The organism is Reichenbachiella sp. (assembly GCF_965233835.1).
Taxonomy (GTDB): domain Bacteria; phylum Bacteroidota; class Bacteroidia; order Cytophagales; family Cyclobacteriaceae; genus Reichenbachiella.
The window spans coordinates 3,999,579-4,024,167 of record NZ_OZ247585.1 but is presented as its reverse complement, the minus strand read 5'-3'; the positions used below and the strand labels follow the sequence as shown (position 1 = coordinate 4,024,167).

Below are 24,589 nucleotides of genomic sequence, written 5' to 3'. Positions count from 1 at the left end.
AATAACATATATATTATTCTTTTAAATTTAGAACTTAATTAATATACGATTTTTTGAGATGAAGATCAACCAAACCAAAGGGAGCCTCATAAAGGCTTCAATCTTGCAAGGGCTATTTTTAGTTGTCCTACTCTTAGGTAATAACTCTATGCTTTTTGCACAATTTACCGCGATTCAAACAGACCTAAGAGGCTTAAGGTCTGGAGGTGTATTGTGGTCAGATTTTGATGTAGATGGAAATCTTGATGTATTCACTTTTGGTGATGATACTTTAGCGAACATTTATTCATCATTTTATACTAATGACAGCCTGTCTTTTACAGAATTTGATGTAGGTATTTTTCCTGATTTATTTGACGGTAGTATTGATTGGGCAGATTTTAACAATGATGGTCATATGGATTTGGCTTTGATTGGTTATTCATCAACTGATGAATCTATAATTACCAAAATACTTACCTACGATTCGGGCTTCAAAGAGTTGAATTATAAATTCGAAGGATTATCAAGAGGCTCCATTGATTGGGGAGACTATAATGGTGATGGCTATAAGGATTTGTTAATGGTAGGGCAGAATAATGAAAGCAATTCTATTACCAAGATTTTTACATATGACCCAGAAAATGATGAGTTTATCAAACTAGAAACATTAGAGGTAACCGGAGCCTCATTTGGCGATGCTGCTTGGGTTGATTTTAATAATGACGGGCTACTTGATTTTATTATTTCAGGATATACGGGTATTACGTACCCAGAGTCTGGTCCACCTTTGATGCACCTCTATGAAAATAATGGAGATGATTTTGAGTTAGTTTTTCAAAATGCTTTCAAAGGGCTTGCCGAAAGTTCAATTGATTGGGGAGATGCTGATTTGGATGGGGATTTAGATTTGTTGGTTACTGGGATGACAGAAGAATATGAACCATTTTCTGGTGTATATATAAATAACATTGACGGATTTGAGCTTTCAGAAATCGAACTACCAGCTATTCTAGAAGGTTTTGGTCAGTGGGGAGATATGGATAATGATGGGGATTTGGATATTCTAATTGCAGGAAATGGTGTAGTTGAAGGCAGGCAGCTTAAAGTATTTGAGAATGAAGAGATGGAGTTTACTGAATTTTTCTCGGGAGAAGGTTTATCTCAGTGTTCTGGGGGTTGGGGTGATTTCGATAATGATGGGCGATTGGATTTATTTGTGAATGGTCAAAAGGAGGATTTAGCCTTGTTGGCCACCGTTTATGTGAATACTGCAGAACTAGATAATGTAAGAAGGGTTCTAAATGAAAGTACTGGGCCAGAAACGCCAATGAATATGGCTGTTGAAAGTGTTGTAGATAATTCTGTGAAGTTGGTCTGGGAGGAGAAAGATGAAACTACTCATTCGATCACTTATAACGTCAAAATTGAGAGTCAGGATGGGTTAATAATTTCACCGCTAAGTCTGGAATCTGGTGTGCGAATGATTGCGGATTTTGGTAATTCAGGAACCCAAACTTTTTTTATTGCAAACCAACTTCAAAAAGGTTCATATAAATGGAGTGTGCAGGCTATCGATGCTGCGTATAATGCTTCTGGGTTTAGTAATCCAGTTTCATTTACTATTGAAAAGGAACTTGTTGTTGATGATAATTCAATTGTTACTGGATTTGACTCTTCAGTAGATAACACACCTTTATTGTTTCCAAATCCATCGTCAGAAAAGATCAGGTTGAGCCTCGAGGGGCCTGTGGATTATAAAATATTTAATCTGTCTGGACTAAAAATTTCTAGCGGGAGCACATTGAATAGTGAAATAGATATTACAATGCTTGGAAGAGGGGAGTATGTTTTGCAATTAATTTCCCCGAACGATCGAAAGAGCATACCTTTCATTAAGAAGTGATTACCGTTATTAATCAACGGTTTAATGAATCAGAATTAAGTTGATTATATTAACGTCTAGATTACACTGGTTAGCCTTTCAGATTAAATACAGATCAACATGAAACATGTACACTTTCTATTTTCTATTGTCTTGTTAGGAATTAGCTGCCAATCGCCTAATCATGAAAAAAGTGTTGCTCCTACTCAGGTCGAAGCAAGTTACCAAGACTTAGTTAGTTTATTCAAAGACTGGAGAGCTTTTGAGGTGCCACCGATGAAAGATGGAAGTCCGGATTACACGGCTGCCACTTTTGAAAAGCGATGGCCTGAATTTAAGCAGTTGCAAAAACAATTACTTGCTATGGACACTTCCGGCTGGGACACAAATGAGAAAGTAGACTGGATGATTGTCTGGGCGGAGATGAATGGCTACGACTTCAATCATCGCATACTCAAACCCTGGGCACGCGACCCGGCTTTTTATTATTCAGTATGGGAAGCACGAAGTGATGTGCCAGCACACGAAGGTCCTACCCATCACGGGATTACGGAAGTGTGGATGTATGATTTTCCTGTAAGTGGAGAAAGAAGAGATCAGTTACTTGCTGATCTGAAAGTCATTCCAGCTTTATTTAAGCAAGCCAAACAAAATCTGACAGGCAATGCTAGAGAATTGTGGATCGCGGGCATCGCCTATATAGACTATCAAAATACTGCCTTGGATAATCTGATGAGTGAAGCAGGAGTGTCGTCAGATGCAGAGTTAGTTCAGGCTATCGAGTTGGCCAAGGAGGCAACTGCAGATTTGGTGAATTGGTTGGAGGAACAATCAGCGTCCAAGACGGGTCCTTCAGGAATTGGTAAAGATAACTACACCTGGTATCTACAGAATGTGCACCTGGTTCCCTTGACTTGGGAAGATGAGGTGATGCTACTTAAGCGAGAATTGGCTCGCGCCTGGTCGTCCCTGAAACTGGAAGAGCACAGGAATCGTGAGTTGCCAGAACTGGTTGAGGTGGATTCCCCTGAAGCTTACGATGCTATGGCAGATGCTGCAGCTAAGAGTCTGATTAATTTTCTGGATCAACAAGAAATTGTCACAGTAAAGGATTATTTCGATCCGGCTTTGCGCGAACACTTGGGCGAGTTTGTACCCAAGGAAAAAAGAAATTTCTTTTTGATTGGAGAGCATTATGATCCGCGGCCATTGTATTCACATTTCTACCATTGGTTCGAATTAGCCAGAATGGATCTAGAGCCTCATGCGAGTAAAATACGCAAAGGCCCGCTGTTGTACAATATTTTTGACTCAAGAAATGAAGGGACCGCTACGGCCGTAGAAGAAATGTTTATGCAAGCAGGTTTGTATGACGATGCACCGAGGGTACGTGAAATAGTCTATATCATGATTGCGCAACGAGCGGCCCGAGGACTTGGTTCGCTATATGCACATGCCAATGATATGACTATGGAAGAGGCTGGTAGTATTCATTCAGAATATACACCTCGAGGTTGGATGAAAACAGAAAAGGAACTGTTGCTGTTTGAACAACATTTGTATTTGAGGCAACCTGGGTACGGGACCAGTTATATCACTGGAAAGTACCTTTTGGAAAATGCCATGGCCGATGTGGCTAGACTTAACGAGTTGGAAGGTAAACCGTTCTTGATTAAAGAATTCTTCGATGAATTAAATAGTATAGGCAATATTCCAATCACGCTTGGTCATTGGGAAATGACGGGAATTCCGCAACACCAGTAGAAAACAAAAAGCCCGCTATCAACTTATGTTAGGGGGCTTTTTTGTTTATGTCAAGGTTGGTTATAAACTTCCTATTATAAAAAATCCAGGTACAAATTCCGCGTCCTGATCCAAAGGATCTGTATTCAACAGAAAGGACCCTCTAAATCCTATGCTGGCCGGTAAGATGTTTAAGAAAGTGTTATCAAAAATGATTTCAAACCCTGTGGAGTTATAATCTGTTTCAAGGTCATCCTGATCGTAAGAACCTTTACCTAAATCATAGAATAAGTTGGCTCTAATTCGCTTGAAGTAAGTGATGCCGAAGAATCCTAAATCTGGGTAGAGTAGTGGAAACCCGTAGTCGGCTGAGAATCTCAAGAAATCGTCATTAATAGGTGTCTTATATCCTCTAGAGTATTGAAAAGCATCTACTTCTTGAAAAATATTGTCCAATGGCTCATATTGATAAGCCCCTGCAAGTTGTAAGGTGTGATTTTTGCCTACACCGGGAAGATATAGGGTGCCAACCCCCACAAATTTATTGTTTGAACTTTCTGTCAGGTTTTCAACAATCTGAGCTGAAAGCGAAACACCTAATCTAGGTGCCAGATTTTGTTGGGCTGTTCTTCGTAAGAATGAGAATGTTAATCTTCCTTCCAGTGTCGAGTAGTTGGTGTCCTCAAACGCGATGTTAGTCTCGTCTATCTCTAGATTGTTGGTAATATGATAATCATATTCAACAGCCGGAGTAAGGGATGTACTGTAGTTGCCTTTGATCCAGGTCAATGGAATCGAAATTGCTCCACCAATCACTGTTTCTGCATACTTTAAATCTGCCAAAGTATCTGCGGGCATCAAATAGTCAGCAGATCTGAAGTTGTGCTCTACACCCAATGTGATCACAGGGAATAATCTTGCATAACTTACCGAAGCACCAAAAAAAGCCCCTTCTTCATTGACATTATAGCCGCCACCAAGGTCAGCTGATATGTCATTGGTGTAGTTATTCATGGTTAATGACAAAGAAGGAGTAACTGGTGATGGGCTCAAACTCCACGAGTGTGCTCGAACACCTCTGAATGGGGATTTTGTGTATTCAGCAGTTTCGTATACTTTGTTGTCTGCCAATGTTAAAATAGTGGCATCTTCGTCTTCGAAGATAGCAGGCGTTTCATCTTGCCACACCATTTGTCTTGGTTCCAAATAGCTAAAGGAGTTTCCAATTGCTTCATTTGAGCGTTTGGCCACCTGGTGCCCCAATTCATCATATACTGCATAATAAATAGACTTTCCATCTTTGCTAACACTTGGGGTGTAGGCACCTACTTGCTCTGAAGTTAGCTGCTCAATTTTCTTGGACCCGTCGAGAGGTGCTCTGAAAATATTATCAATACCCGTATAAGATCCGGTAAAGTAAACGAAGCCGTCGTTTACGCTCATTCCATCAATGGCATGAGAAGTAAATGGAAGGAGTTCGCTTCGATTTCCTGTGGTTAGATCTATTTTTAAAATCGTCAACTGGTTGTCGAGTTTATAAACAGCTAACAGGACATCTTCATTTTCTACATAAGTGATTCTGCCCACAAAATCATCCGCCGTAAAAGTAACAATGACATCTTCTTCTTTGGTGAGAACGTTGAATTTCCGAATGGAAGGCACAAGGTCTGGAGCAAAACGCACGGCATAAACTTCATCAGTGGTTTTACCAAAAATTGGGCTGAAGTAATTGCCTTTTTTAGTGAGCTTAATCCTGTCTGCCTCCAGGCTACTCTTCACATAAATATCCGAATAGCTCTCATTATTTCTTCTTGGATTTTGAGCTCGCTCTGGCCAGACAAATGCGCCATCCTTTGTGTTGAAATATTGCCACAGGTTGAAGCCAGGAGAGAATAATACTTGCTCATTTCCATTAGATATTTCTACAATCTGATCAGTCTGTTGGAAGCTTTTTCTCCAAGCTATAATACTGCCAGAAGCACTTTCTTGAGGGAATGTGTAGTAAGTCACCGTTTTACGCGGCTGACTGATTACTTCTCCTGGTTGTAAATTGGCAGCTGCTTGCTGGTCTTGCCATTGCTTGTCCACTTTATCCCATGCTGCGTAGAATAGCCGGTCACTATTTCTGTATTTTGAATTTCGTTTTATAGCATTGTTGAACGACCAAAAAACACTTTTCCATGCGGTGGCGTCTGCCACTATTTCATTCCATACTTCTGCACCTTCTTCATTTCTGAGAAATGAACATATCGTATACCCTGTTGGGTAATGGCTAGGAAGCTGGGTTTTAAAAGACCCATTTCTGTACTTCTGATATTTATAATCTCGTGATGCTGCAGAGATCGCTCTTTGTTCTTTGGTGAAGTGTGGAAGTCTTCCACGGCCAGCGGCAGAAAACTTAGTTTCAGCCCAAACGGCGTCACCCTCAGAAAACCAATTGGGCATAACTAAATTTTTCCCAAGAGACCATCCCGATTCTCCTTGAAAATACCTTAAGAATTTTGTGAAGCCATGTAAAGAATTACTGTTTTGAAGCACATGGCGATACTCATGAATGGATAAAATATCCAACCATCCAATCGAACCAAAAATTTTCATATTTGAAGGAGGAGTAGTGAAGAATTCACTCCTAAATGGACCTAGACCAACAAAACCATTTGAGACAACGGTTCTGTTTTGGATAAGCAAATTAGGTTTCTTTACAATCGGGCCAATAGTTTCGGTCAATTCAGTTCCCTGATAATTGATCAAATTAGCAATCCGCTGCGCCTGCGCTTCTTTGCCCTGAGGGTAAACTATGTCCACCAGCGGCGATTCTAGTTTTTGCCAATCTTGACCGTTCGCATTTTGTCCAAAACTTGGACCTAATTGGGCAAATGATTGACTCGTTGTAATGGTAATGAGGATGAGTAATAGGTATTTTTTCATAGGTAGATTTAATAAGGTGTCTGTTTCGATAAACAGTTATTCTAAAATAATCAAAGATGAAGGAAAAATGGATAAATCGATGTTACTAAAGTATTATGGACATAACGCTGGTTTCTTAGAAAGAACTAGATAATAATGACCTCTCCCTTGAGTTCATTGATTGAAATGAATCCTTTTATTAGTTAGGCTGAATAGCTCCTTTTATTAAAAATAGTTATTATTCATTATCTTCTTGATTAATAATGGACTAACTGGAGTGACCAAAATAATGCGATTGAAACTAACCTTGTCCACATGTATCCTATTGTACGCCACGTTATTGTGGAGTCAATCAACGTCTGTTAGCCTTAAGAGTTCCATTGCCGATGTTAGTATCTCCCAAATAACAAGTGATGATGGTCTGCCATCCAATAATATAAATTCTGTTTATCAAGATTCAAAAGATCTTATATGGATTACATCCAACAATGGATTTATGATTTATGATGGAGAGAGAATCCAGACCTATGACAAAAGCCGATTAGAATTCTTAAATAATGATGGTTTTTATGCGGTTGCTGAAAATGATGAAGGAACCGTTTTTATCGCTAGCAAGGGCGATGGTATTGTGCAGTTCAAAGGAGGTGTCTTTAATCTCTACCAGCCTAAGGGTGTAGAAATCCCAAAATCGATACGAACACTTTTAGTGGCCTCGGATGGTAGTTTGTACCTAGGATCTAACTATGAAGGAATATACAGAATTAAAAACGACTCCGCTTATAAAGTAACAGACGAGCGATTTGACAGAACTATAATCAGAGTAATTATTGAAGGTTCAAACAAAGATATATGGTTTGGTACAGAAGGGAATGGGTTGAATCACTTGGGTAAATCAGACATCAGGAGTTTAACCACTAAAAATGGGTTATTGAGCAATAATGTAATGTCACTGTTTGAATACGCACGAAGACTTTACGTGGGGACATCAAAAGGATTACAGTGGTTGGATGATCAGCAGAACTTTCATACAGTTTCGCCCCTTGAGAACAACTCAATCAATAGTCTGCTTCTTGATGATTCTGGTATGGTGTGGGTTGGGTCTGAAGGTGGAGTAGCTTGCTGGAATGAGGCTGACAATCGGTTGGAATGGTTTAGGTCAAAGCAAGGTATAGACCTGGTAAGAATTTCGTCCATGATTATGGATGAAGAAAGTAACATATGGCTTTCTTCTAATCGTTCAGGGCTTATTCAGATAAAGGAAAGCCGGGTGTCGAATTTTGTCAAGCCAGACTTGTCGAGCAGCCGGGTTAATATAGTTCATGAATCCTGGAACGGTAATCTCTACATAGGTACTGATGCCAACCAAATTGACGTGTACGATGGGAAGACCTTCCATATTTTACCAGTTAAGACTAATTTAAATGGAAATGGGGTGCGGGATATTTATCATGATCGGGACGGTTCCTTTTGGTTGGCTACTTATTCAGGAATTCTGCACATGGGATCAGATGGAGAACAATTGTTTTCTACCGCCTCAGGAATGCCGGCGGACAACTTTCGTGTAATTCATAAAGATAAAAATGACAATTTTTGGTTCGGAACCAGATCAGGTGGTCTCATTAAATTCAGAAATGGAGAGATCATAAGCGTTTACTCAGATGGTCATGGATTGGAGTCAAATTTTGTTTTTTCTATTGCAGAGTCGGCAAAAGGTGAGATATATGTTGGGACTTTTGGTGGAGGGATGACTATCATTAATCAACAAGGAGATGCTAGAACCTTTCATTTGAGCGATGATGATTCAGGACTGCTGTTTTTTAATATAGATTTCGATGAGGAAGAAAATGCCTATATCACTACCAACAACGGCCCGCTCTTCTTTAAAGGAGATTCTTTGATAGAAGTGAAGCTGCAACAGGACAAAAGAAGCCGCACATTTTTTGATCTTATTATTGATCAGCAGGAACACCTTTGGATCACGACCAATCTTGGAGTTTTGCAATTAAAAAAATCAGATTGGGAGAAGTACTTGAATAACAGGCTGGATCGAGTACCTACATTTACTGTAGATCAAAGTAGCGGAATGAATACAGAAGAATGTACAGGAGCAACAAGGTCTACGATAACTTCTAATGGAAGTATATATGTCCCTACTTTGGGAGGCGCATCTATTATTGATCCATCTACATTTAAACGCAATCAATATCTTCCTAAAGTTAGCATCAGGCAAATGATTGCAGATGATAAAGAAGTGAACATCCATATAAAACCGGCTGAGTGCCAGCCAGGTACGTCAAGGTATAGGTTTGATTTTAGTGTACTCAGTTTCGGTTCTCCCGAGCGGAATCAATTTAAATACAAACTAGAGGGGTACGACAAGGGTTGGAGTGCAGCCACCTATGAGGGAACTGTTGAATACACCAACCTCTCTCCGGGTGATTACACCTTCAAAGTGATTGGAACCAATGACGGTCATGTTTGGAATGAAGAGGGAGATTCTCTTGCATTCACCGTTCATCCATTTTACTATGAAACAACATGGTTTCTAGCATTGTGTATTGGGATCGTATTGTTGACTATTTTCTTGTTCTTTACTTGGCGAGTTGCATTTATCAATAACCAAAACAGAGAACTGAGAAAAGTAAACGCTGAATTAGATCGTTTCGTTTACAGTGCTTCGCACGAAATGCGTTCCCCATTGTCGTCTATACTTGGATTGATAAATGTGGCTTCCTTAGATAAAACACCAAATAAAGAGGAGTACCTGGCTTATATAAAAAACAGTGTAGAGCGTCTAGACTCTTTGCTCCAAGATATTGTGGACCATTCCAAAAACGCCAGGACCGAGTTGGAGATTGCTGCTTTGGATTTGAAGCTGGAAGTGGAGGAGGTTATCGAAGGGTTAACTTACTCTGAGAACTTCCCCAAAATAGAATCCATAATTGAATGTAATGGAGATGGTATGATTCATTCAGATGTAAATCGCCTAAAGATCGTGCTGAATAACCTAATTACTAATGCTTATAAGCACCATTCTCCCGATGATGTTTCTAACCCTTTTGTCAAAGTGGTCATTGATAAAACGGAGGCTGGGGTAAGGCTAACAATAGCTGATAATGGGCCTGGGATACCAGCCGAAGAGCAAGAGAAGGTTTTCAATATGTTTTACCGGGCCACGCACAAGAGTGACGGCACGGGTCTAGGGTTGTATATAGTTAAAGAGATTATTACTAATCTAAACGGATCTATTGAAGTCGACTCTGAAGTAGGAAAAGGAACAACCTTTATAATTGAGCTGGTGGATTTAAGAAATTGAGCTTACGTTTGGGATACTATTTGGTTCTCTCAATAGTAAACTGAACCAGCTGCTCTAATGATTGTCGAGCGGGAGAGTCTGGAAAGGTCTTCAGCATTTGAATGGCGTCAGAGTGATAAGTATTCATCACATCGGTAGCATAAGAGATTCCTTGTTTTTCTTTCACAAAGTCAATCACTTCATTCACTTTTTTCGTGTTTTCGCTGTGCTTTTTGATGATATGCTTGATGTTCTTTTTCTCCGAACTAGTGGCTTGATTTAAGGCGTGAATAAGCGGTAAAGTCATTTTCTTTTCTCGAATATCGATGCCCAGGGGTTTTCCGATTTCCTGCGTGCCATAGTCGAATAGGTCATCTTTAATCTGAAAAGCCATGCCTACTTTCTCACCAAATTCTCCCATGGTTTGCACGGTTGTAGGGTCAGCACCAGTTGAAGCAGCACCCACGGCGCAACAGGCTTTAATCAAACTGGCCGTTTTCTGTCGAATTACTTCGTAATATACCTCTTCTGTGATATCCAGTTTTTTGGCTTTTTCCATTTGAAGCAATTCACCTTCACTCATTTCTCTGATGGCCTCAGAAACTAATTTGAGTAAATCGAAATCTTCATTATCGATGGATAGAAGCATACCTCTCGAAAGAAGAAAATCTCCAACAAGAACAGCAATCTTGTTTTTCCATAGGGCATTCACAGAAAAGAATCCTCTTCGGTAGGTAGAGTCATCCACTACATCGTCGTGCACCAAAGTGGCTGTGTGCAGAAGTTCTATCAGAGAAGCGCCTCGATAAGAAGCCTCCGAAACGGTTCCGGTCGTGGCAGCGCTAAGAAAAACGAATAACGGGCGCATTTGCTTTCCCTTTCGTTTTACAATGTAGGCCATGATTTTGTCCAAGAGCATTACATTGCTTTTCATGGACTGTCTGAACTTTTTTTCAAATTCAGCCATCTCATTGGCTACAGGGGATTGGATGTCTTTTATTCTAAGCGCCATTATTTGGCCGCAAATTAATACAATGACACAATAGACTGAAAATAATTAGAAGGTTCTTGATAATTATTTCGATAATGAGATCAGGATGTTGATATTTGATTTAAAGCATAGGATAGATGATGGTAAAGAAGGAGCAAATTCTACATTCAAAGCATAAAGGCAGAACATTTGGGATCGATTACAGGTATGAACCAGATGGGCAGCAAAAACCGGTCATTCTATTTGTTCACGGATTCAAAGGTTTCAAAGACGCGATGCATTTTAATGCTATTGCTGAGGAGGTTGGCAAACAGGGTTTTGTTTATGTGAAAATGAATATGTCTCATAATGGAGTTACGCCGGATCATCCACAAGACTTTGTAGATCTTGAGGCGTTTGGGAATAATAATTTTAGTATAGAATTAGATGATTTAACAATTGTGATAGACCATATTTCGAATCATCAATTAGATATTTCAAAAAACGAAATTGATATATCTCGACTTTTTTTAGTTGGTCATAGTCGTGGTGGAGCTGTATCTATCTTGAAAGCCTGCGAGGATACCAGAGTTAGGCGATTGGTGACCTGGGCAGCTGTGCCAGACTTGGAGGCTTTTTGGTCGGAGGAGTTCGTTAAAGAATGGAAGGAGAAAGGCGTTCAGTACATCAAAAACGCACGAACACATCAGGATATGCCGCTCTATTATCAGATGGTTGAAGATTTTGAGAAGGATTCTTCACGATTCAGAATTGCCGATCAGTTAGAGAAACTTAATGTTCCATTTTTAGCCATTCATGGTACTGAAGATGAAACGGTACCTGTGGAATCGCTTTTGTTGTTGAAAGGCGCTTACCCTGCGATTCAAACTCATCGGGTAGAAGGGGCAAATCATACCTTTGGAGGGAAGCATCCCTGGACGGCTTCAGAGCTGCCTGAGTTTACCAAGGAATTGGTGAATGAAATGATTGAATTTTTAAAAAGGCCTTGATGCGACCAGTACTGCTAAAATGCTATTTAGGCAAAAGTGGCGATGCACAAAATATGCTGCTATTGTATGATCATACTTTAGTGATCATGTTTAAGGGCAAGCGATCTGATTTCCGACTGTCGAATATCAGAAGCCTAGTGGTCAGCAGAAAGAAGTTGATTATTCCATTGGTGATTGGTGGAATTGGAACCTGTCTGTCCTGGCTGGCATTGTCTCTTGGGTGGTATCACTATCAAAGCAACTTGTTTCTGGTGTTTTTGTTCTTTGCCTGGATGTATTATGGGTTTCTTGGCAAGGACGGATTAGAGCTATTAGAAGGAAAGGAACGTCATGTTTTTCTGATCAAGGCAAACCATTTTGTTTTAAACACATTTATAAATTTTGTGAAAGCTCGGATGTTTCAAAAGCCTCCTGCTCAAGAATCAGTTAGTTTTCATTTAGCCACAAAGGCGAGTTGGGAAGAACAAGAGTTAAGTACGCTGTATACTCACCCGTCTCTTGAGGATGAGGGTTTTATTCATACTTCGTATATCTCGGAATTAAAGACCTCTTACGAGAAATACTTTAACCCAAATGATGAATTGGTGCTAATAGGTATCGACTTGTCGAAAGTGGAGGCAGAAGTCAAAATCAATGAGGTACCCTCAAGAAATGCTCTATTTCCTCACCTATACGGACGACTTAATAAATCAGCGATTGTATGGCTAAGAGCTGTCAATTCCTCGCAAGATTTGGAACAGAAAACTATTGGCTAGATTTGTCGTAATATTACGATTATGGGATTATCAAAGACAGAAAAATTCTCAACACATCAGAATGAATTGGCGGTCATGTCAAAGGCGCTCGGACATCCAGCTCGAATTGCTATTCTTGAATACCTACTGAAGGCCAACAGCTGTATTTGTGGTGATATTGTGGGAGAACTCGGGTTGGCTCAGGCTACTGTTTCACAGCACCTCAAAGAACTTAAAAATCTGGGTATTATTAAAGGTAATATCGAAGGAACCAGTACCTGCTATTGTATTGATTCAGAAAAGTGGGAGGCGATTTCAGAGTCGTTTTCTCAGTTTTTTGCAAAACGTACGGTTTGTGCAGAAGACGGCTGTTGCTAAACTATTTTTTCTCCTTCGGGAGTTTGTCTCTAAGTAGTTGCAGTGCCGCGTGGGCTTTGTGATCTATACCGGCTTTATAGGGATGCTTTTTGTACGACATAGCTTTTTCGTAGTAGAATTCAGCCTTTTCGTATTCCTTACGAGATTCGTAGATGTACCCGGTGTATAGACAGGCTGAAGGAGCAAAGTACCAGTTTTCCTTACCTGCTTTTTTAATTGAGTTCAAGTAGTTGAAAATAGCATCCTGATCTCTGTCTGTCTTGTCATAGAGTCGCCCAAAACGATAAAAATATTCGGACTCCTCTTTTTTGTCAGCTAAAGAGCCTTGTTGAATATCTTCCAGCGCTTGTTTAGCTAAAGTGAAATAGCCGCCATCTGTGGCCAGACGGGCTTTCATCAAAAGCGGATTTGGGTACTCATCTTCTTCCAGCAAACTGTTTGCATTTCTATCGGCGGAGGCCAAAGTCTGACCGGATTCTTTGGCTTTGTTCCAATGGATTTCCGCCATTTTTTCGTTGCCCTCGAGCCAATAACTCAAGAAAATTTTGAACCAGGTATCCTTGATGTAGTTTTTGCCATCGTACTGATTTAGAAACTTGGAAAGGTGATATCTGGCTAATGGGTACTGCTGTTTTTGCATGTAAATATCACCTAGCTTGTAGTAGATGTTGTCTATACGATAATAATCTGAACTGGTGAAAAGGAGCTTACGCAAATTAGGCAAAGCTTGCTCACTTTTTGCATATTTTATTAGGGCTGTATTATATAAGTAGTTGACAACAAGATTGTCTTTGTTTGACCGCCTTAACTCATCTAATAGAGAAAGTGTCTGCTCTTCTTTGTTTAAAATATTAATGGCAATCAATGACTTGATCAGACCGGTTTCAAGCCAGTAGGGATTGTCTGGCTGTATTTTATTGAGCTCTTCCCAGCCTAGGATAGCATTGCCTCGAATACCAAAAAGTTTGAGTACCCAATGATAGCTTTCAGGCACTACGGCAAATAGTACATGAAGGGTTCCGTAGGATTTATAATTGGAAGTGAAGTTAGGGTGCTTTTCGATGTTTTTTTCTATGTAATTGTAAGCCGTTTTTAAAGACATGCCTGCTCTCATATCTTCGTCAAACAGAATTTTCACAATGGCCCACTGGGTTCTTATTTCTGCATTATAGAAGCGCTTATGAGGGTCCGAGTCTTCCATTTCTCTGAGACCATCAAGGTTGTCGTCTTCGCTGTCTTCGTATTCTTTGAACAGCTTTGGGTCCTCTGTTACTAGAATTTCAATAACATCTGCCAGACTTTTTACATAATGATAATGTCCAAGCTGTGCGTGGTTAGGGATAACCTGATTGAGTTTGGTTCGGGCGCTTTCCAGACGAAGTCTCAATACATCGTGATAGGCCTCGTAAATTTCAGGATGATCTTTAATGCTTTGTGCCTGACATGGGGTAAAAGCAAGAAAGGTGAAAAATAAAAAAAGGTGAGACACGCCCACCTTTAATATTGTAATATGTTTTAAAACAGCCTTCAAACTAGCTTATTTCTTTGCCGCTGCTTTTCTTCTTGTTCTTGTTGGCTTTTTCTCTTCTACTACTACTTCTTCTACATCTGCCAATACTCTTCCACAATGCTCACATACAATCAGTTTCTTCTTCTCTCTGATTTCAGCTTGCTTTTGTGGAGGTACGATGTTGAAACATCCGCCACAAGCATCTCTCTTCACAGGAACAACTGCCAATCCGTTTCTCACGTTCTCTCTGATCTTGTTGTAAGACAGGAGTAAACGCTCTTCAATGCCTTTGGATGCTTTTTCTCTTCCTTTGAGTAGTTTATCTTCTTCCTCTTTGCTTTCTGTGGTGATGTTGTCTAGTTCACCTTTCTTGCTGTCAAGGTCCTTTTTTCTTTCTTCAAGAGCATTTTTTGTGTCAGAGATTTCTTCGTTCTTAGCCTCTATGTTAGCGTAAGCTTCTTTTATTCTTTTTTCAAGAATTTGAATCTCCAACTGCTGCAACTCCACCTCTTTGGTGATTGCATCATACTCTCTGTTGTTTCTAACATTCATTTGCTGCTCCTCATATTTAGCGATGAGTTTTTCAGCATCTTTAATGGCAGTCTTGTTGTTAGAAATAGCCAATTCCAATTCCTCGATTTGGCCGTTGTGATTGTTTACCCTAGTTTCATATCCGGCTATCTCATCTTCGAGATCCATCACTTCCTCAGGTAAAGCCCCTCTGACTTTAATTAATTCATCTAATTGTGAATCTATTGACTGTAATTTTGTTAGAGCTTCGAGCTTTTTTGCTACCGTACTTTCCATGTATTTTAAAAGTATTTTATAGGATTTGTATCCACCTCGGATAAATTGAGTGCAATATTAGCGAATTTTTCTTTTAAAAAATTGCAAATCAATTCTTTTGTAAACACCTCACTTTCATAATGTCCGATATCAGATATGATTATTTTTTCTTCGGCATCGAAAAACTCATGGTACTTAAAATCTGCCGTTACAAAAACATCGGCTCCTACTCCTTTGGCATGCCCCAATAGGAAACTTCCAGCTCCTCCACAAACAGCAATTCTTTTCACCTCATTTTTGTGAAAAACGGTGTGCCGAATAACCTTTAAGTTGAATTGTTCTTTAAGGAACGTCATAAATGCCTCAGTCGGCATCGGGGATTCTAATTCTCCCACCATACCTGATCCGACTTCTTGATTTTCATTTTCTAGCGAGGTGAGATAGTAGGCCACCTCTTCGTAGGGATGGGCTTTTTTCAAGGTAGCGACTACCTTGCCTTTTAAGTGAGAGGGAAATATTCCTTCTATTCTGGTTTCTTCAACCATCTCACGTTCATTTTGTTTTCCTACAGTTGGATTTGCCTGATCATTTGGTCTGAATGAGCCCGTTCCTTTTACTTGGAAACTACATTCATCATAGTTGCCAATATGACCGAGGCCAACACTGTAGAGTGCGTCAAGAACTTTCTGTACCTCATTCGAGGGGACAAAGGTTACGATTTTGCTGAGTATCCCAGATTTAGGAGCAAGCGTTTTACAATTTGTCAATCCTATCCGGTCACAAATCATACGATTCACTCCTGTGTTTACGTTGTCGAGATTGGTATGAATACTGAAAATGGCAATGTCATTTTTAATGGCTTTGATGACGGTACGCTCTACATAGTTCTTGCCAGTAAATGACTTTAACCCTTTGAATACTATCGGGTGGTGAGCAATAATCAAATTGACACCTTTATCTATGGCTTCTTGCACTACTTCTTCTGTACAGTCCAAACTAATCAATACTCCTTGAAGTTCTTGCTCTAGGTTGCCTGTGATCAGCCTTGCATTATCATAAGACTCCTGATAGGAAGGAGGAGCCCATTGATTAAGCGCTCCAATAATATCGTTTATTCGCATAGTTTTCTAAAGATAAGTAATCCCTGTGGCTAAATTAATGAGCTAACAAAGATGAGGTTAGTCTTCGGGCGATTAATTTTGAATGATGATTGCAAAATGGAGGTATGTGTGGTGGCCCCTAGCGGTGGTGAACTGGTGTCGAGGTATTTTAAGAAACAGGCTCTTTGAACTCGGCGTCTGGAAGTCTGTAGAGTTTGAAATTCCAGTGGTTTTTGTAGGTTCACTGGTTAATGAACCTGCTGTATCCATTTCCAGATATATACAGCGGTTGCTGAAAGGAGCCCTTCACGTTGATCGTTATAAGATTTCAAATTATCAATTAGAAAAAGAAAAGCAGAAATTGACCTTATATCATTGGCCTTTAAATGCAACGCATACTTTTTGCACAACACATAGGGTGCTAGGTTTGTCGGAATGGTTTCAGTGCAATCCGGATACACCGGCATTTATATTGGATGGAGAATTCGCACAGAATGAAATTCGACCTCAGTTCAGGTTGTTAATCTCGGATTACAATCGTCCATTTATCAATGATGCAATTTTTCCTGTTGGCAATTTGCAGGAGGGCAAAACAGGGGCAAAGCAAGCTGACGCGGTGCTGATTTACAATTCCCCTCAAAATGAAGGTCGTGTAAAATTGGAAAGGTCTTTGCTACCGTATCTGAAAAAGGAGACCCCTGTGTTTTTTATCAGCAATTCATTTGACGCTTTAAACTCATTTAATTCTCCTGAAGAAATAGAATTTATAGCAGATCGTCCTAACTTTGAGCGCTTGATTCTGAACATCTTGCCAAACGCAAATCCAGATAGTGAATAGATTACTCTTTTTCGTTTTTATATGCCTCTCTACTTCTGCTTGGTCGCAATTGCTAGACGATACAACCAAGTTGGTTTATGGACCGACTACCACAAGGTATATTTTTGAAAAGGATTTGATGCGAAGTGATACGTTGTATCATACCATTGACACTGCCATACACAATTTGGAGCGATTTGAATTTAAAGACAAAACGGAAATTGTATATCAGGATCTAGGCAACAATGGTACTGCCTTGCGGCCAATTTATTACTCCGAACCGCAAACCGTAGGGCGAACTACGGGGTTTGAGTCGTATACACCTTATGTGAAAAAGTCAGACGATTTTAAATATTATGATTCAAAGTCTCCCTTTATGGAGTTGAGCGTTGGCTTTGGAGGGAAAGGTAGAAACGTCGTGGATTTCAATTTTTCAAGAAATATCAACGCCCAGTGGAATATAGGTTTCGATGTGCATAAGATATCTTCCTTTAAATTGATTGGCGCCTCATCCCTGAGAGAAACGCAAATTTCAGGAACGGCAGTTGATGCCTATACCTTTCACAGTTCTAAGAATTCGAAGTATCATTTAATGTTTCATGCCTACAAGTTTGAACATGATGCCAGTGAAACGGGCGGCATTAAGTTGCCGGATGATCCCGAAGAACGGGATTATTTTCAATATCAGGATTCAGATATCAAGTTAAGAAATGCTACTAGTTCTGATAATCGAACCCGATTGCATCTTTATCAAGAATACTCCGTGGCCGAATTTTTTGAGGTTTATGCAGTAGCTGAGCGGAATAATGTAGAAAATAAATATGAGGACTATCCTTTGTCTTCGACTACAGATTATTATAATCAATTCTTGATTCGTACCGACTCTACCTTAGATGCCTCCTTGTTTAATGAATGGAAAGTAGAGGCAGGCCTGAAGGGAAGAGCGGGTAAACGTATATTCTACTCGGGTTATGTAAAAAGAAGGGATATAGATTTTAGCTACAGGCATCTGGATACTTTTGGGCATACGGCTGAAAACTACCTGGGAGGGGATATTGTCTTGTATGTAACAAAGAGCAATGCACTCAGTGGTGAAGTAGAAGTAAATGATGGTGGTCAGTACAGGTTTTCTGGTCGATACCAGAACAACTTTCTAAAGGCTGAATATAAGTCTAGCAAATCTCTGCCATCCTTCATGACTGAGCGATATTTCGGTAATCACTATGAATGGTCCAACAACTTTTCTGACATATTATCCAATACGATATCCGGATCTGTGTTTTATGCTTTTCCATTCGTGCGATTAGAACCTGAAGTTAAGATTTCATCTATTGATAATTATGTTTATTTCGGAACGGATAGTTTGCCAGCTCAAAATTCAGCGGTTGCGTTAGTCAACAAGTATTCATTAAAGGCCGATTTTACTGTAGGAAAACATTTCAAATTCGAGAACAGAACGATATTTAATCATGTGGCTGGAGATGGTGCAGATGCTATTCGAACGCCAGACTGGAACTATTTCGGTAAGTGGTACTATGATAACATTGTCTTCAACAATTATATGGAAATGCAACTGGGTTTCAACCTAAGGTGGCAATCCGCATACTACGCGAATGCTTACGACCCAATTACGCAGCAGTTCTACATTCAAAACGATTTTGAGATCCCATCCTTTTGGACGGCAGACCTTTTCTTTGTGATGAAGGCTCAGAAACTGAGTTTATGGGCCAAGTTCAAATATCTCAATCAAAAGAAAGAGGAGGGCTACTTTGAGACGCCGTATTACCCAGGAACCAGGAAGATGATAGACTTGGGGCTAAGGTGGCATTTTTATGATTGATAAGTATGGAGCAGAAGAATAAAACAACACTTGGTCTCAACCTACCCACAGACCCTCGATGGGTCAATATTGCAGAGAAGTCGATTGCCGAAATTTTGATAGATCATGCTTATTGTGAGCAGAAGGCTGCTTCCTCAGGTATTTCATTGATCGTACAATATCCTGAGCACGAAGAGCTGGTGGAAATGCTGACTGACCTTGTGGCCGAGGAGTGGAGTCATTTCGAACGTGTACTCGAAATGATGAAAAAACGTGGGATCAAGCTCGATCGCATGCGAAAGGACGAGTATGTACTGGCTATTTCCAAGATCCTAAAGGGCGGTGGCAGTAGAGAGGATCAACTGGTTGAAAAATTGCTATTGAATGCATTGATCGAAGCACGAAGCTGTGAAAGATTCAAAATTCTACACCAGAACATCCAAGACGAAGAACTAAGTAAATTCTATTTTGAATTGATGGTTTCAGAGGCTGGTCATTACAACAGTTTTCTTGATATGGCTAAGAAGTTTAAACCAGAAGACTATGTGATGAATCGCTGGTCAGAATTTTTGGAAGCAGAAGCTGAAATTCTAAAGAACCTAGAGGTGCGCCCAGATCGGATGCACTAAAGCAGACAAAAAAAGAGGAGCCTCTCGACTCCTCTCCACTTACCCAAAACTAATTTTTGCTAAAATCTATTAATCAACTAATCTAAAATCAGTCGTTAATATTTTTTGGGAATTGCCACCTATCATCACAGCAAATTTGCCAGGCTCAGAGCCAAAAGACAGATCTGCCCGATAGTAGGAGAGTGTTTCGTTATTGATAGTAAACTGGACCTCTTTTTCCTCCCCAGGCTTTAGCGTAATTTTTTCAAAACCTTTTAACTCTTTCACAGGACGAGTAACACTGCCTACATAGTCTCTGATGTAGAGCTGTACTGTTTCCTGTCCATCTACCATTCCGGTATTTTTAACTTTTACTGACGCAGTAATTTGATCCGCTTGATTCATTTCTGAAGATGAGAGTTTTAGATCAGCATACTCGAAAGTGGTATAGCTTAAACCATAACCAAAGGGGTAAAGCGGTGTGTTCGGTGAATCTGTATAATGTGACCAAAACACCATACCAGCATCATGCGGGTTTGTAGTGGGTCGTCCTCCATTTTTATGGTTGTAGTAGATCGGGCACTGTCCCACGTTTCTAGGGAAACTCACTGGAAGTTTTCCTGACGGGTTATAATCCCCAAATAACACGTCAGCGATGGCGTTGCCGGCTTCAGAGCCCAGATGCCATACTTCCAAAATGGCAGGAATATTCTCATCCAATGCAGGAATAGCCAACGAGCGACCATTCATTAGTGTCACCACAATGTTTCTGTTTACCTTGAGCAATTCGTACATCAAATCCAATTGATCACCTTTCAGACCAATGTCTGTTTGACTACGACCTTCGCCAGATTGCCAGCAATCCTCTCCTAGGGCCAGTACTACCACATCTACTTTTTTGGCTAGATTGATAGCGTCTGCAAATCCTGATTGATCTCCTTCTACAAACTCCAATTCATAAACGAACTGTCTTCTTCCTTTTGTCAAGGTATAACCTTGAGCAAAGGTGACGCTGCTCTTGTTGTCAACCGCTTGTTGTATTCCTTCCCATACCGATACGGCACTTCCTTCATTAGCTTGAGCCCTCCAGCTGCCTAAAGGCACATCCTTGTCAGCTGCCAAAGAACCAATTACGGCTATGGATTGTCCTTTCTTGCTAAGTGGAAGAAGGTTGTTTTCATTTTTTAGAAGAACTATTGATTTACGTGCAGCTTCTCTGGCTACTTGTAAGTTTTCTTTGGTTAGTAAATCCGACTTTTCTCTCTCTACATCACTATATCGATAGGGGTTGGCAAATAGACCTAGCTGAAACTTGATGGTCAAGATTCTTCGAACCGCATCATCTAATATCTCTTCACTGATTTTTCCAGATGAAACAAGCTCTTCAAGAGAGTTTTCATAGATATGAGCTTCCATATCCATGTCGCTACCAGCGGTTAACGCTTTATATCCAGCTTCCAGTGTGTCAGCAGCAAAACCGTGAGTGATCATTTCTCCAATAGAACCCCAATCTGATACTACAAATCCATTTTGGTAGTTCCACGCTCCTTTGAGTAATTCTCGTTGAAGCAGCTCACTGCCGTTGGCAGGCACACCACCTATTTCATTAAATGAGTTCATGAATGAGGCAACACCCGCTTCACTGGCGGCCTTAAATGGAGGCAATACCATGTTGTATAGCGTCTGCATACTGATATCCACAGTGTTATAGTCTCGACCAGCTTCAGCAAAACCGTAGGCAGCAAAATGTTTGGCACAGGCTGCTATAGTAGCTTTGTTTGAGAGATCCCCACCTTGAAACCCTTCAATCCATGCTTTGGACATATAAGAAGCTAAATAAGGATCTTCACCAGGACTTTCCATCATCCGTCCCCATCGTGCATCACGAGCTATATCCATCATGGGTGCGAAAGTCCAATTGATTCCTGAGGCGGAGGCTTCTTTGGCCGCAACCTCTGCGCCGGATTTGGCTATTTCTGCGTCCCAGCTGGCAGCCTGCGCTAAAGGAATCGGCATCATGGTTTTATAACCATGTATAACATCATATCCAAAGAGTAGGGGAATACCCAGACGACTATTTTCTATGGCTAGTTTTTGAGCTTCTCTGGTACCTTCTGCAGTGATTACGTTGAGCATAGCTCCAACACGTCCACTCTTAATATTCTCAAACTTTTTTTGGTTGTCAACGTCTTCAGGTACAGGTCCGGTGAACTCCCAGCTACCAGCATATAGATTGAGCTGTCCTGCTTTCTCCTCAATGGTCATTAAGGAAAGAAGACTATCTACTTCTGCTTCGAAAGGAGCTGAAGCATTGGAGTTGGAAGTGCTATTTCTACACGCTGAGAGCGCGATAGTCACAATGGCTATGGCCAGTTGTACTTTCATACCGTTCTGTTCTTAAAATTTGATAAACAAATAAAGATTAAAGTATAGAGTGAGAGCAATGGGAAATGTCACAATAAAGGAAGGCAGATTTATCATACACCTTTTATACTTTTGAATTAAGCTTAATTAAAGAATATGTCTGAGCATGTTGTTTTTTTCTCTTCGGCACCTGAGTTTGGTCAGTGGTTAGCAGAGCATCATCAGCAACTAACGGAGCAATGGGTGGGGTTTTATAAAGTGAAATCCGGAAGACCTTCTATGACCTGGTCAGAGTCCGTGGATCAAGCACTTTGTTATGGTTGGATTGATGGGCTCAGAAAATCTATCGATGAGGAGAGTTATAAAATTCGTTTTACACCACGCAAACCAAAAAGTCATTGGAGTGCAGTGAATTTGGAAAAGATGAAGCACCTTATCGCTGAAGATTTGGTGTCTCCTGCAGGCATGGCTATTTACAAGAAACGGGATAAAGAAAATGCAAGGAAAGCATCCTTCGAACAGAAGGAAATTAAGCTTCATAAAGAATACGAGGATCAGCTTCGTGCCAACGACTTGGCCTGGACTTTCTTCAATGAGTTACCACCTTCTATAAAGAAACCCACCGTGTGGTGGGTCATAAGTGCAAAACAAGAAGCTACTCGCCAGCGCCGTTTGGCAAAAATGATTGAATGCTCAGCACAAGGTGAGCGTATTCCTCTTCTCAAGTGGAACAAAAAGAAGTAGAAAGGACTATCAATCCGATCCACCCCAAAGGTAACCAACACGAAAGCTTAGAAAATTCACATCTCCAGATAATTGATATCCGGCATTGAAGTCAAACTTTTTGATCCTTGCGCCAACAGCGGGAATGACAACAAATTCGTCAAAATCGCCAAAATAATAACCTGTTCGGGTTTCCAAATAGAGTGGGCCTAACAAACTGAGTTTTATACCTGCCAGTAAGTCCCAGGCAGTTGCATCTTCAAGTTCGGAGCCATCTAGATCATCTCCAGTAAACATAGAATATCCGAATTGGCCGACAACGGCTATTTTGCTGAGTTTGGCTTCGAAGTTAGCGTTGACACCAAAACCGCCTTTATAAACATCTCCAAAGTCGCCAGTCGGGACTAAGACGGAAACAGAGTTGCCATAATTGAGTTTTTGTGCTAAAACATTTGGGGTAGCTATGCAGCTGATGAGCAAGCCAATGATAAATGCATGAGTTAGGTTTTTCATAGTTATTTTACTTTACGATAATCAAAAAATTCAGTTAATTCTTTCATTGGCCCATCGGTCGTTTCCATTTTGAGATCTTCCCATTCGATAAGGTAGATTTTATCTCGAGTGTCAAAGTAGTATTTCATAAACAGTTCGTAAGATTTCACCTTAAACTGTTTCACTTTTTGAGGGGTATCGTTTTTGAAGATGACGTGCATCAGCCGGTTTGCTTTTTTGTTAATGTGAGCGTGTCCTTTGGTGTCAGTTAAAAAGTGATACTTCCGTGGAAGAGACTTTTCATCATACATGAAACTAACAACCAGAAGGTTCTCATCTTCAGATTCTATTTCCCAGCTGTCCGCAATGATGGAGGCATTAATTCCATCTTTTTTCGTGTTGTGGTTTTTGTAAAATGTTTTGTATTCTTTCTTAGTTGGAGCTCGACCATCGTGTTCCAGGATGATCCATTTTTCAGATACCGGCAGTTTGGGATCAAACTTCCCTAGTTGTGTAGTCGTGTCTTGTCCTACAATTTGATGTACTCGTGCCTCGAATAGAAAGGAAGCGTTGGCGTCTTTCAATCCAGCTTCCAAATCTTCTGGAGTCACATTGAATTGACTCATATACACTGATACGGGTTTGTCTTGGGCGGTAGTAACAGTTTGAAAGAGAAATAAAGAGAGTGTGAAAATTAGTAGTTTTTTCATGGTTATGTTTTGATTGGATAATTAAGTTAATAGCGTTTTGGTAGCTTTGAAAGTAATTTGTACGATATGTTGAAAACTACACCATGGTAAAAGAAGCATGTATTAAAAGTTTTGAAGGAGCAAAAAAAGCTGAAGAATTGGGAGCTACTCAAATTGAGCTTTGCGGAAGGTTGGATTTAGATGGGATTACCCCAGATATGTCGTTGGTGGAAGAGGTATTAAATAGCCTCTCCATTCATACGAAAGTGATGGTTCGGCCGAGGGGGGGAGATTTTGTCTATACGGAAGAAGAGATAGATGTAATGGCTGTTACTATAGAGTTTTTAAAGAAGATGGACGTGCAAGAAATTGTACTAGGCCTTCTCACCAAGCAAAACAATATTGACCTCTTAGCCACAAAAAAACTGGCTGAACTAGCCGCACCAATGAAAGTCACTTTTCACAAGGCGATTGATGAATTAAAAGACCCAGTAGAAGGAGTAAGGCAACTGCTCTCCATTCCTGAAATCACAGGGGTGCTTACGTCAGGAGGAAAGCCCACAGCTAAAGAAGGAGCAAAGGTGATCAAAAGAATGATTGATGCTGGCCAAGGCAAAATTCAAATTATTGCTGCAGGTAAAGTGACAAATACTAATCTTGATGATATAGATGAACTAATTAGTGCAGATGCCTATCATGGGAAGTTAATCGTAGGGGAGTTGGGGTGAGGGGATTCCCCAACCATTGACATAATTGGTTGGCCTTCTCTTATAAAATAAG

Annotated in this window: 19 protein-coding genes; 11 read left to right on the top strand and 8 right to left on the bottom strand. The window is 40.3% G+C overall.

Annotation, left to right across the window (positions count from 1 at the left end):
* Positions 1-58 precede the first annotated feature (58 nt).
* Together ACO6S2_RS16985 and ACO6S2_RS16980 are read left to right on the top strand one after the other, a co-directional pair.
* Positions 59-1,885 (top strand): FG-GAP-like repeat-containing protein, encoded by a 1,827-nt coding sequence (locus ACO6S2_RS16985; RefSeq protein ID WP_422359753.1) that lies wholly within the window; start codon positions 59-61, stop codon positions 1,883-1,885.
* Positions 1,886-1,984: 99 nt separating this feature from the next.
* Positions 1,985-3,628 (top strand): hypothetical protein, encoded by a 1,644-nt coding sequence (locus ACO6S2_RS16980; protein ID WP_422359752.1) that lies wholly within the window; start codon positions 1,985-1,987, stop codon positions 3,626-3,628.
* A gap of 60 nt (positions 3,629-3,688) precedes the next feature.
* Here the strand turns inward: ACO6S2_RS16980 and ACO6S2_RS16975 are convergent, their stop codons facing one another.
* Positions 3,689-6,535 (bottom strand): hypothetical protein, encoded by a 2,847-nt coding sequence (locus ACO6S2_RS16975; protein WP_422359751.1) that lies wholly within the window; start codon positions 6,533-6,535, stop codon positions 3,689-3,691.
* Between the two features lie 268 nt (positions 6,536-6,803).
* Between ACO6S2_RS16975 and ACO6S2_RS16970 the strand changes: the two genes are divergently transcribed.
* A complete protein-coding gene (locus ACO6S2_RS16970) occupies positions 6,804-9,830 on the top strand; it encodes a two-component regulator propeller domain-containing protein (RefSeq protein WP_422359750.1) in 3,027 nt (1,008 codons plus the stop codon).
* Positions 9,831-9,846: 16 nt separating this feature from the next.
* On the opposite strand, the gene ACO6S2_RS16965 is transcribed toward ACO6S2_RS16970, so the two are convergent.
* Entirely contained in the window at positions 9,847-10,821 is a 975-nt protein-coding gene (locus ACO6S2_RS16965) for a polyprenyl synthetase family protein (protein WP_422359749.1), read from the bottom strand.
* A 116-nt stretch (positions 10,822-10,937) separates the two neighbouring features.
* On the opposite strand from ACO6S2_RS16965, the gene ACO6S2_RS16960 reads away from it, so the two are divergent.
* From ACO6S2_RS16960 to ACO6S2_RS16950, 3 genes are read left to right on the top strand one after another with little or no spacing between them, the layout of a single operon-like run.
* Entirely contained in the window at positions 10,938-11,789 is an 852-nt protein-coding gene (locus ACO6S2_RS16960; RefSeq protein ID WP_422359748.1) for an alpha/beta hydrolase family protein, read from the top strand.
* On the top strand, positions 11,789-12,544 hold the full coding sequence (locus ACO6S2_RS16955) for a DUF952 domain-containing protein (RefSeq protein WP_422359747.1): 756 nt from the start codon (positions 11,789-11,791) through the stop codon (positions 12,542-12,544). Before ACO6S2_RS16960 ends, ACO6S2_RS16955 begins: the two co-directional genes overlap by 1 nt.
* Positions 12,545-12,565: 21 nt before the next feature.
* Positions 12,566-12,901 (top strand): ArsR/SmtB family transcription factor, encoded by a 336-nt coding sequence (locus tag ACO6S2_RS16950; RefSeq protein ID WP_422359746.1) that lies wholly within the window; start codon positions 12,566-12,568, stop codon positions 12,899-12,901.
* Between the two features lies 1 nt (position 12,902).
* Here the strand turns inward: ACO6S2_RS16950 and ACO6S2_RS16945 are convergent, their stop codons facing one another.
* The 3 genes from ACO6S2_RS16945 to ACO6S2_RS16935 are packed head-to-tail and all read right to left on the bottom strand — an operon-like array spanning position 12,903 to position 16,318.
* Entirely contained in the window at positions 12,903-14,390 is a 1,488-nt protein-coding gene (locus ACO6S2_RS16945; protein ID WP_422359745.1) for a tetratricopeptide repeat protein, read from the bottom strand.
* A 48-nt stretch (positions 14,391-14,438) separates the two neighbouring features.
* Positions 14,439-15,218, bottom strand: a complete 780-nt coding sequence (locus ACO6S2_RS16940; protein WP_422359744.1) for a zinc ribbon domain-containing protein — start codon at positions 15,216-15,218, stop codon at positions 14,439-14,441.
* 5 nt (positions 15,219-15,223) lie between these two features.
* Positions 15,224-16,318 (bottom strand): Nif3-like dinuclear metal center hexameric protein, encoded by a 1,095-nt coding sequence (locus ACO6S2_RS16935; protein WP_422359743.1) that lies wholly within the window; start codon positions 16,316-16,318, stop codon positions 15,224-15,226.
* Positions 16,319-16,400: 82 nt separating this feature from the next.
* Here ACO6S2_RS16935 and ACO6S2_RS16930 point away from each other — a divergent pair, with 82 nt between their 5' ends.
* From ACO6S2_RS16930 to ACO6S2_RS16920, 3 genes are read left to right on the top strand one after another with little or no spacing between them, the layout of a single operon-like run.
* Positions 16,401-17,135 carry a tetraacyldisaccharide 4'-kinase gene (locus ACO6S2_RS16930; RefSeq protein WP_422359742.1) on the top strand — a complete coding sequence of 245 codons (735 nt, stop codon included), beginning with the start codon at positions 16,401-16,403 and terminating at the stop codon, positions 17,133-17,135.
* The gene (locus ACO6S2_RS16925; RefSeq protein WP_422359741.1) at positions 17,128-18,954 is read left to right on the top strand and encodes a putative porin; all 1,827 of its coding nucleotides are present in this window, start codon (positions 17,128-17,130) and stop codon (positions 18,952-18,954) included. The genes ACO6S2_RS16930 and ACO6S2_RS16925 overlap by 8 nt, the downstream gene beginning before the upstream one ends.
* A gap of 5 nt (positions 18,955-18,959) precedes the next feature.
* Positions 18,960-19,562, top strand: a complete 603-nt coding sequence (locus tag ACO6S2_RS16920) for a tRNA-(ms[2]io[6]A)-hydroxylase (protein ID WP_422359740.1) — start codon at positions 18,960-18,962, stop codon at positions 19,560-19,562.
* A gap of 69 nt (positions 19,563-19,631) precedes the next feature.
* On the opposite strand, the gene bglX is transcribed toward ACO6S2_RS16920, so the two are convergent.
* Positions 19,632-21,926, bottom strand: coding sequence for a beta-glucosidase BglX (gene bglX / locus ACO6S2_RS16915; protein ID WP_422359739.1), 2,295 nt, complete (start codon positions 21,924-21,926; stop codon positions 19,632-19,634).
* 135 nt (positions 21,927-22,061) lie between these two features.
* On the opposite strand from bglX, the gene ACO6S2_RS16910 reads away from it, so the two are divergent.
* Positions 22,062-22,649, top strand: coding sequence for a YdeI/OmpD-associated family protein (locus tag ACO6S2_RS16910; RefSeq protein ID WP_422359738.1), 588 nt, complete (start codon positions 22,062-22,064; stop codon positions 22,647-22,649).
* Between the two features lie 9 nt (positions 22,650-22,658).
* On the opposite strand, the gene ACO6S2_RS16905 is transcribed toward ACO6S2_RS16910, so the two are convergent.
* Entirely contained in the window at positions 22,659-23,141 is a 483-nt protein-coding gene (locus ACO6S2_RS16905; RefSeq protein WP_422359737.1) for a hypothetical protein, read from the bottom strand.
* Positions 23,142-23,143: 2 nt separating this feature from the next.
* Positions 23,144-23,830, bottom strand: coding sequence for a hypothetical protein (locus tag ACO6S2_RS16900; protein ID WP_422359736.1), 687 nt, complete (start codon positions 23,828-23,830; stop codon positions 23,144-23,146).
* An 83-nt stretch (positions 23,831-23,913) separates the two neighbouring features.
* On the opposite strand from ACO6S2_RS16900, the gene ACO6S2_RS16895 reads away from it, so the two are divergent.
* Positions 23,914-24,537, top strand: a complete 624-nt coding sequence (locus ACO6S2_RS16895) for a copper homeostasis protein CutC (protein WP_422359735.1) — start codon at positions 23,914-23,916, stop codon at positions 24,535-24,537.
* The last annotated feature ends 52 nt before the right edge of the window (positions 24,538-24,589 follow it).

Coding starts and splice junctions, on each gene's coding strand:
- ACO6S2_RS16960 (WP_422359748.1), top strand. CDS start 10,938: ATGATGGTAAAGAAGGAGCAAATTCTACATTCAAAGCATAAAGGCAGA.
- ACO6S2_RS16940 (WP_422359744.1), bottom strand. CDS start 15,218: ATGGAAAGTACGGTAGCAAAAAAGCTCGAAGCTCTAACAAAATTACAG.
- ACO6S2_RS16920 (WP_422359740.1), top strand. CDS start 18,960: ATGGAGCAGAAGAATAAAACAACACTTGGTCTCAACCTACCCACAGAC.
- ACO6S2_RS16955 (WP_422359747.1), top strand. CDS start 11,789: ATGCGACCAGTACTGCTAAAATGCTATTTAGGCAAAAGTGGCGATGCA.
- ACO6S2_RS16965 (WP_422359749.1), bottom strand. CDS start 10,821: ATGGCGCTTAGAATAAAAGACATCCAATCCCCTGTAGCCAATGAGATG.
- ACO6S2_RS16935 (WP_422359743.1), bottom strand. CDS start 16,318: ATGCGAATAAACGATATTATTGGAGCGCTTAATCAATGGGCTCCTCCT.
- ACO6S2_RS16930 (WP_422359742.1), top strand. CDS start 16,401: ATGATGATTGCAAAATGGAGGTATGTGTGGTGGCCCCTAGCGGTGGTG.
- ACO6S2_RS16905 (WP_422359737.1), bottom strand. CDS start 23,141: ATGAAAAACCTAACTCATGCATTTATCATTGGCTTGCTCATCAGCTGC.
- ACO6S2_RS16985 (WP_422359753.1), top strand. CDS start 59: ATGAAGATCAACCAAACCAAAGGGAGCCTCATAAAGGCTTCAATCTTG.
- ACO6S2_RS16900 (WP_422359736.1), bottom strand. CDS start 23,830: ATGAAAAAACTACTAATTTTCACACTCTCTTTATTTCTCTTTCAAACT.
- ACO6S2_RS16975 (WP_422359751.1), bottom strand. CDS start 6,535: ATGAAAAAATACCTATTACTCATCCTCATTACCATTACAACGAGTCAA.
- bglX (WP_422359739.1), bottom strand. CDS start 21,926: ATGAAAGTACAACTGGCCATAGCCATTGTGACTATCGCGCTCTCAGCG.
- ACO6S2_RS16950 (WP_422359746.1), top strand. CDS start 12,566: ATGGGATTATCAAAGACAGAAAAATTCTCAACACATCAGAATGAATTG.
- ACO6S2_RS16895 (WP_422359735.1), top strand. CDS start 23,914: ATGGTAAAAGAAGCATGTATTAAAAGTTTTGAAGGAGCAAAAAAAGCT.
- ACO6S2_RS16980 (WP_422359752.1), top strand. CDS start 1,985: ATGAAACATGTACACTTTCTATTTTCTATTGTCTTGTTAGGAATTAGC.
- ACO6S2_RS16910 (WP_422359738.1), top strand. CDS start 22,062: ATGTCTGAGCATGTTGTTTTTTTCTCTTCGGCACCTGAGTTTGGTCAG.
- ACO6S2_RS16970 (WP_422359750.1), top strand. CDS start 6,804: ATGCGATTGAAACTAACCTTGTCCACATGTATCCTATTGTACGCCACG.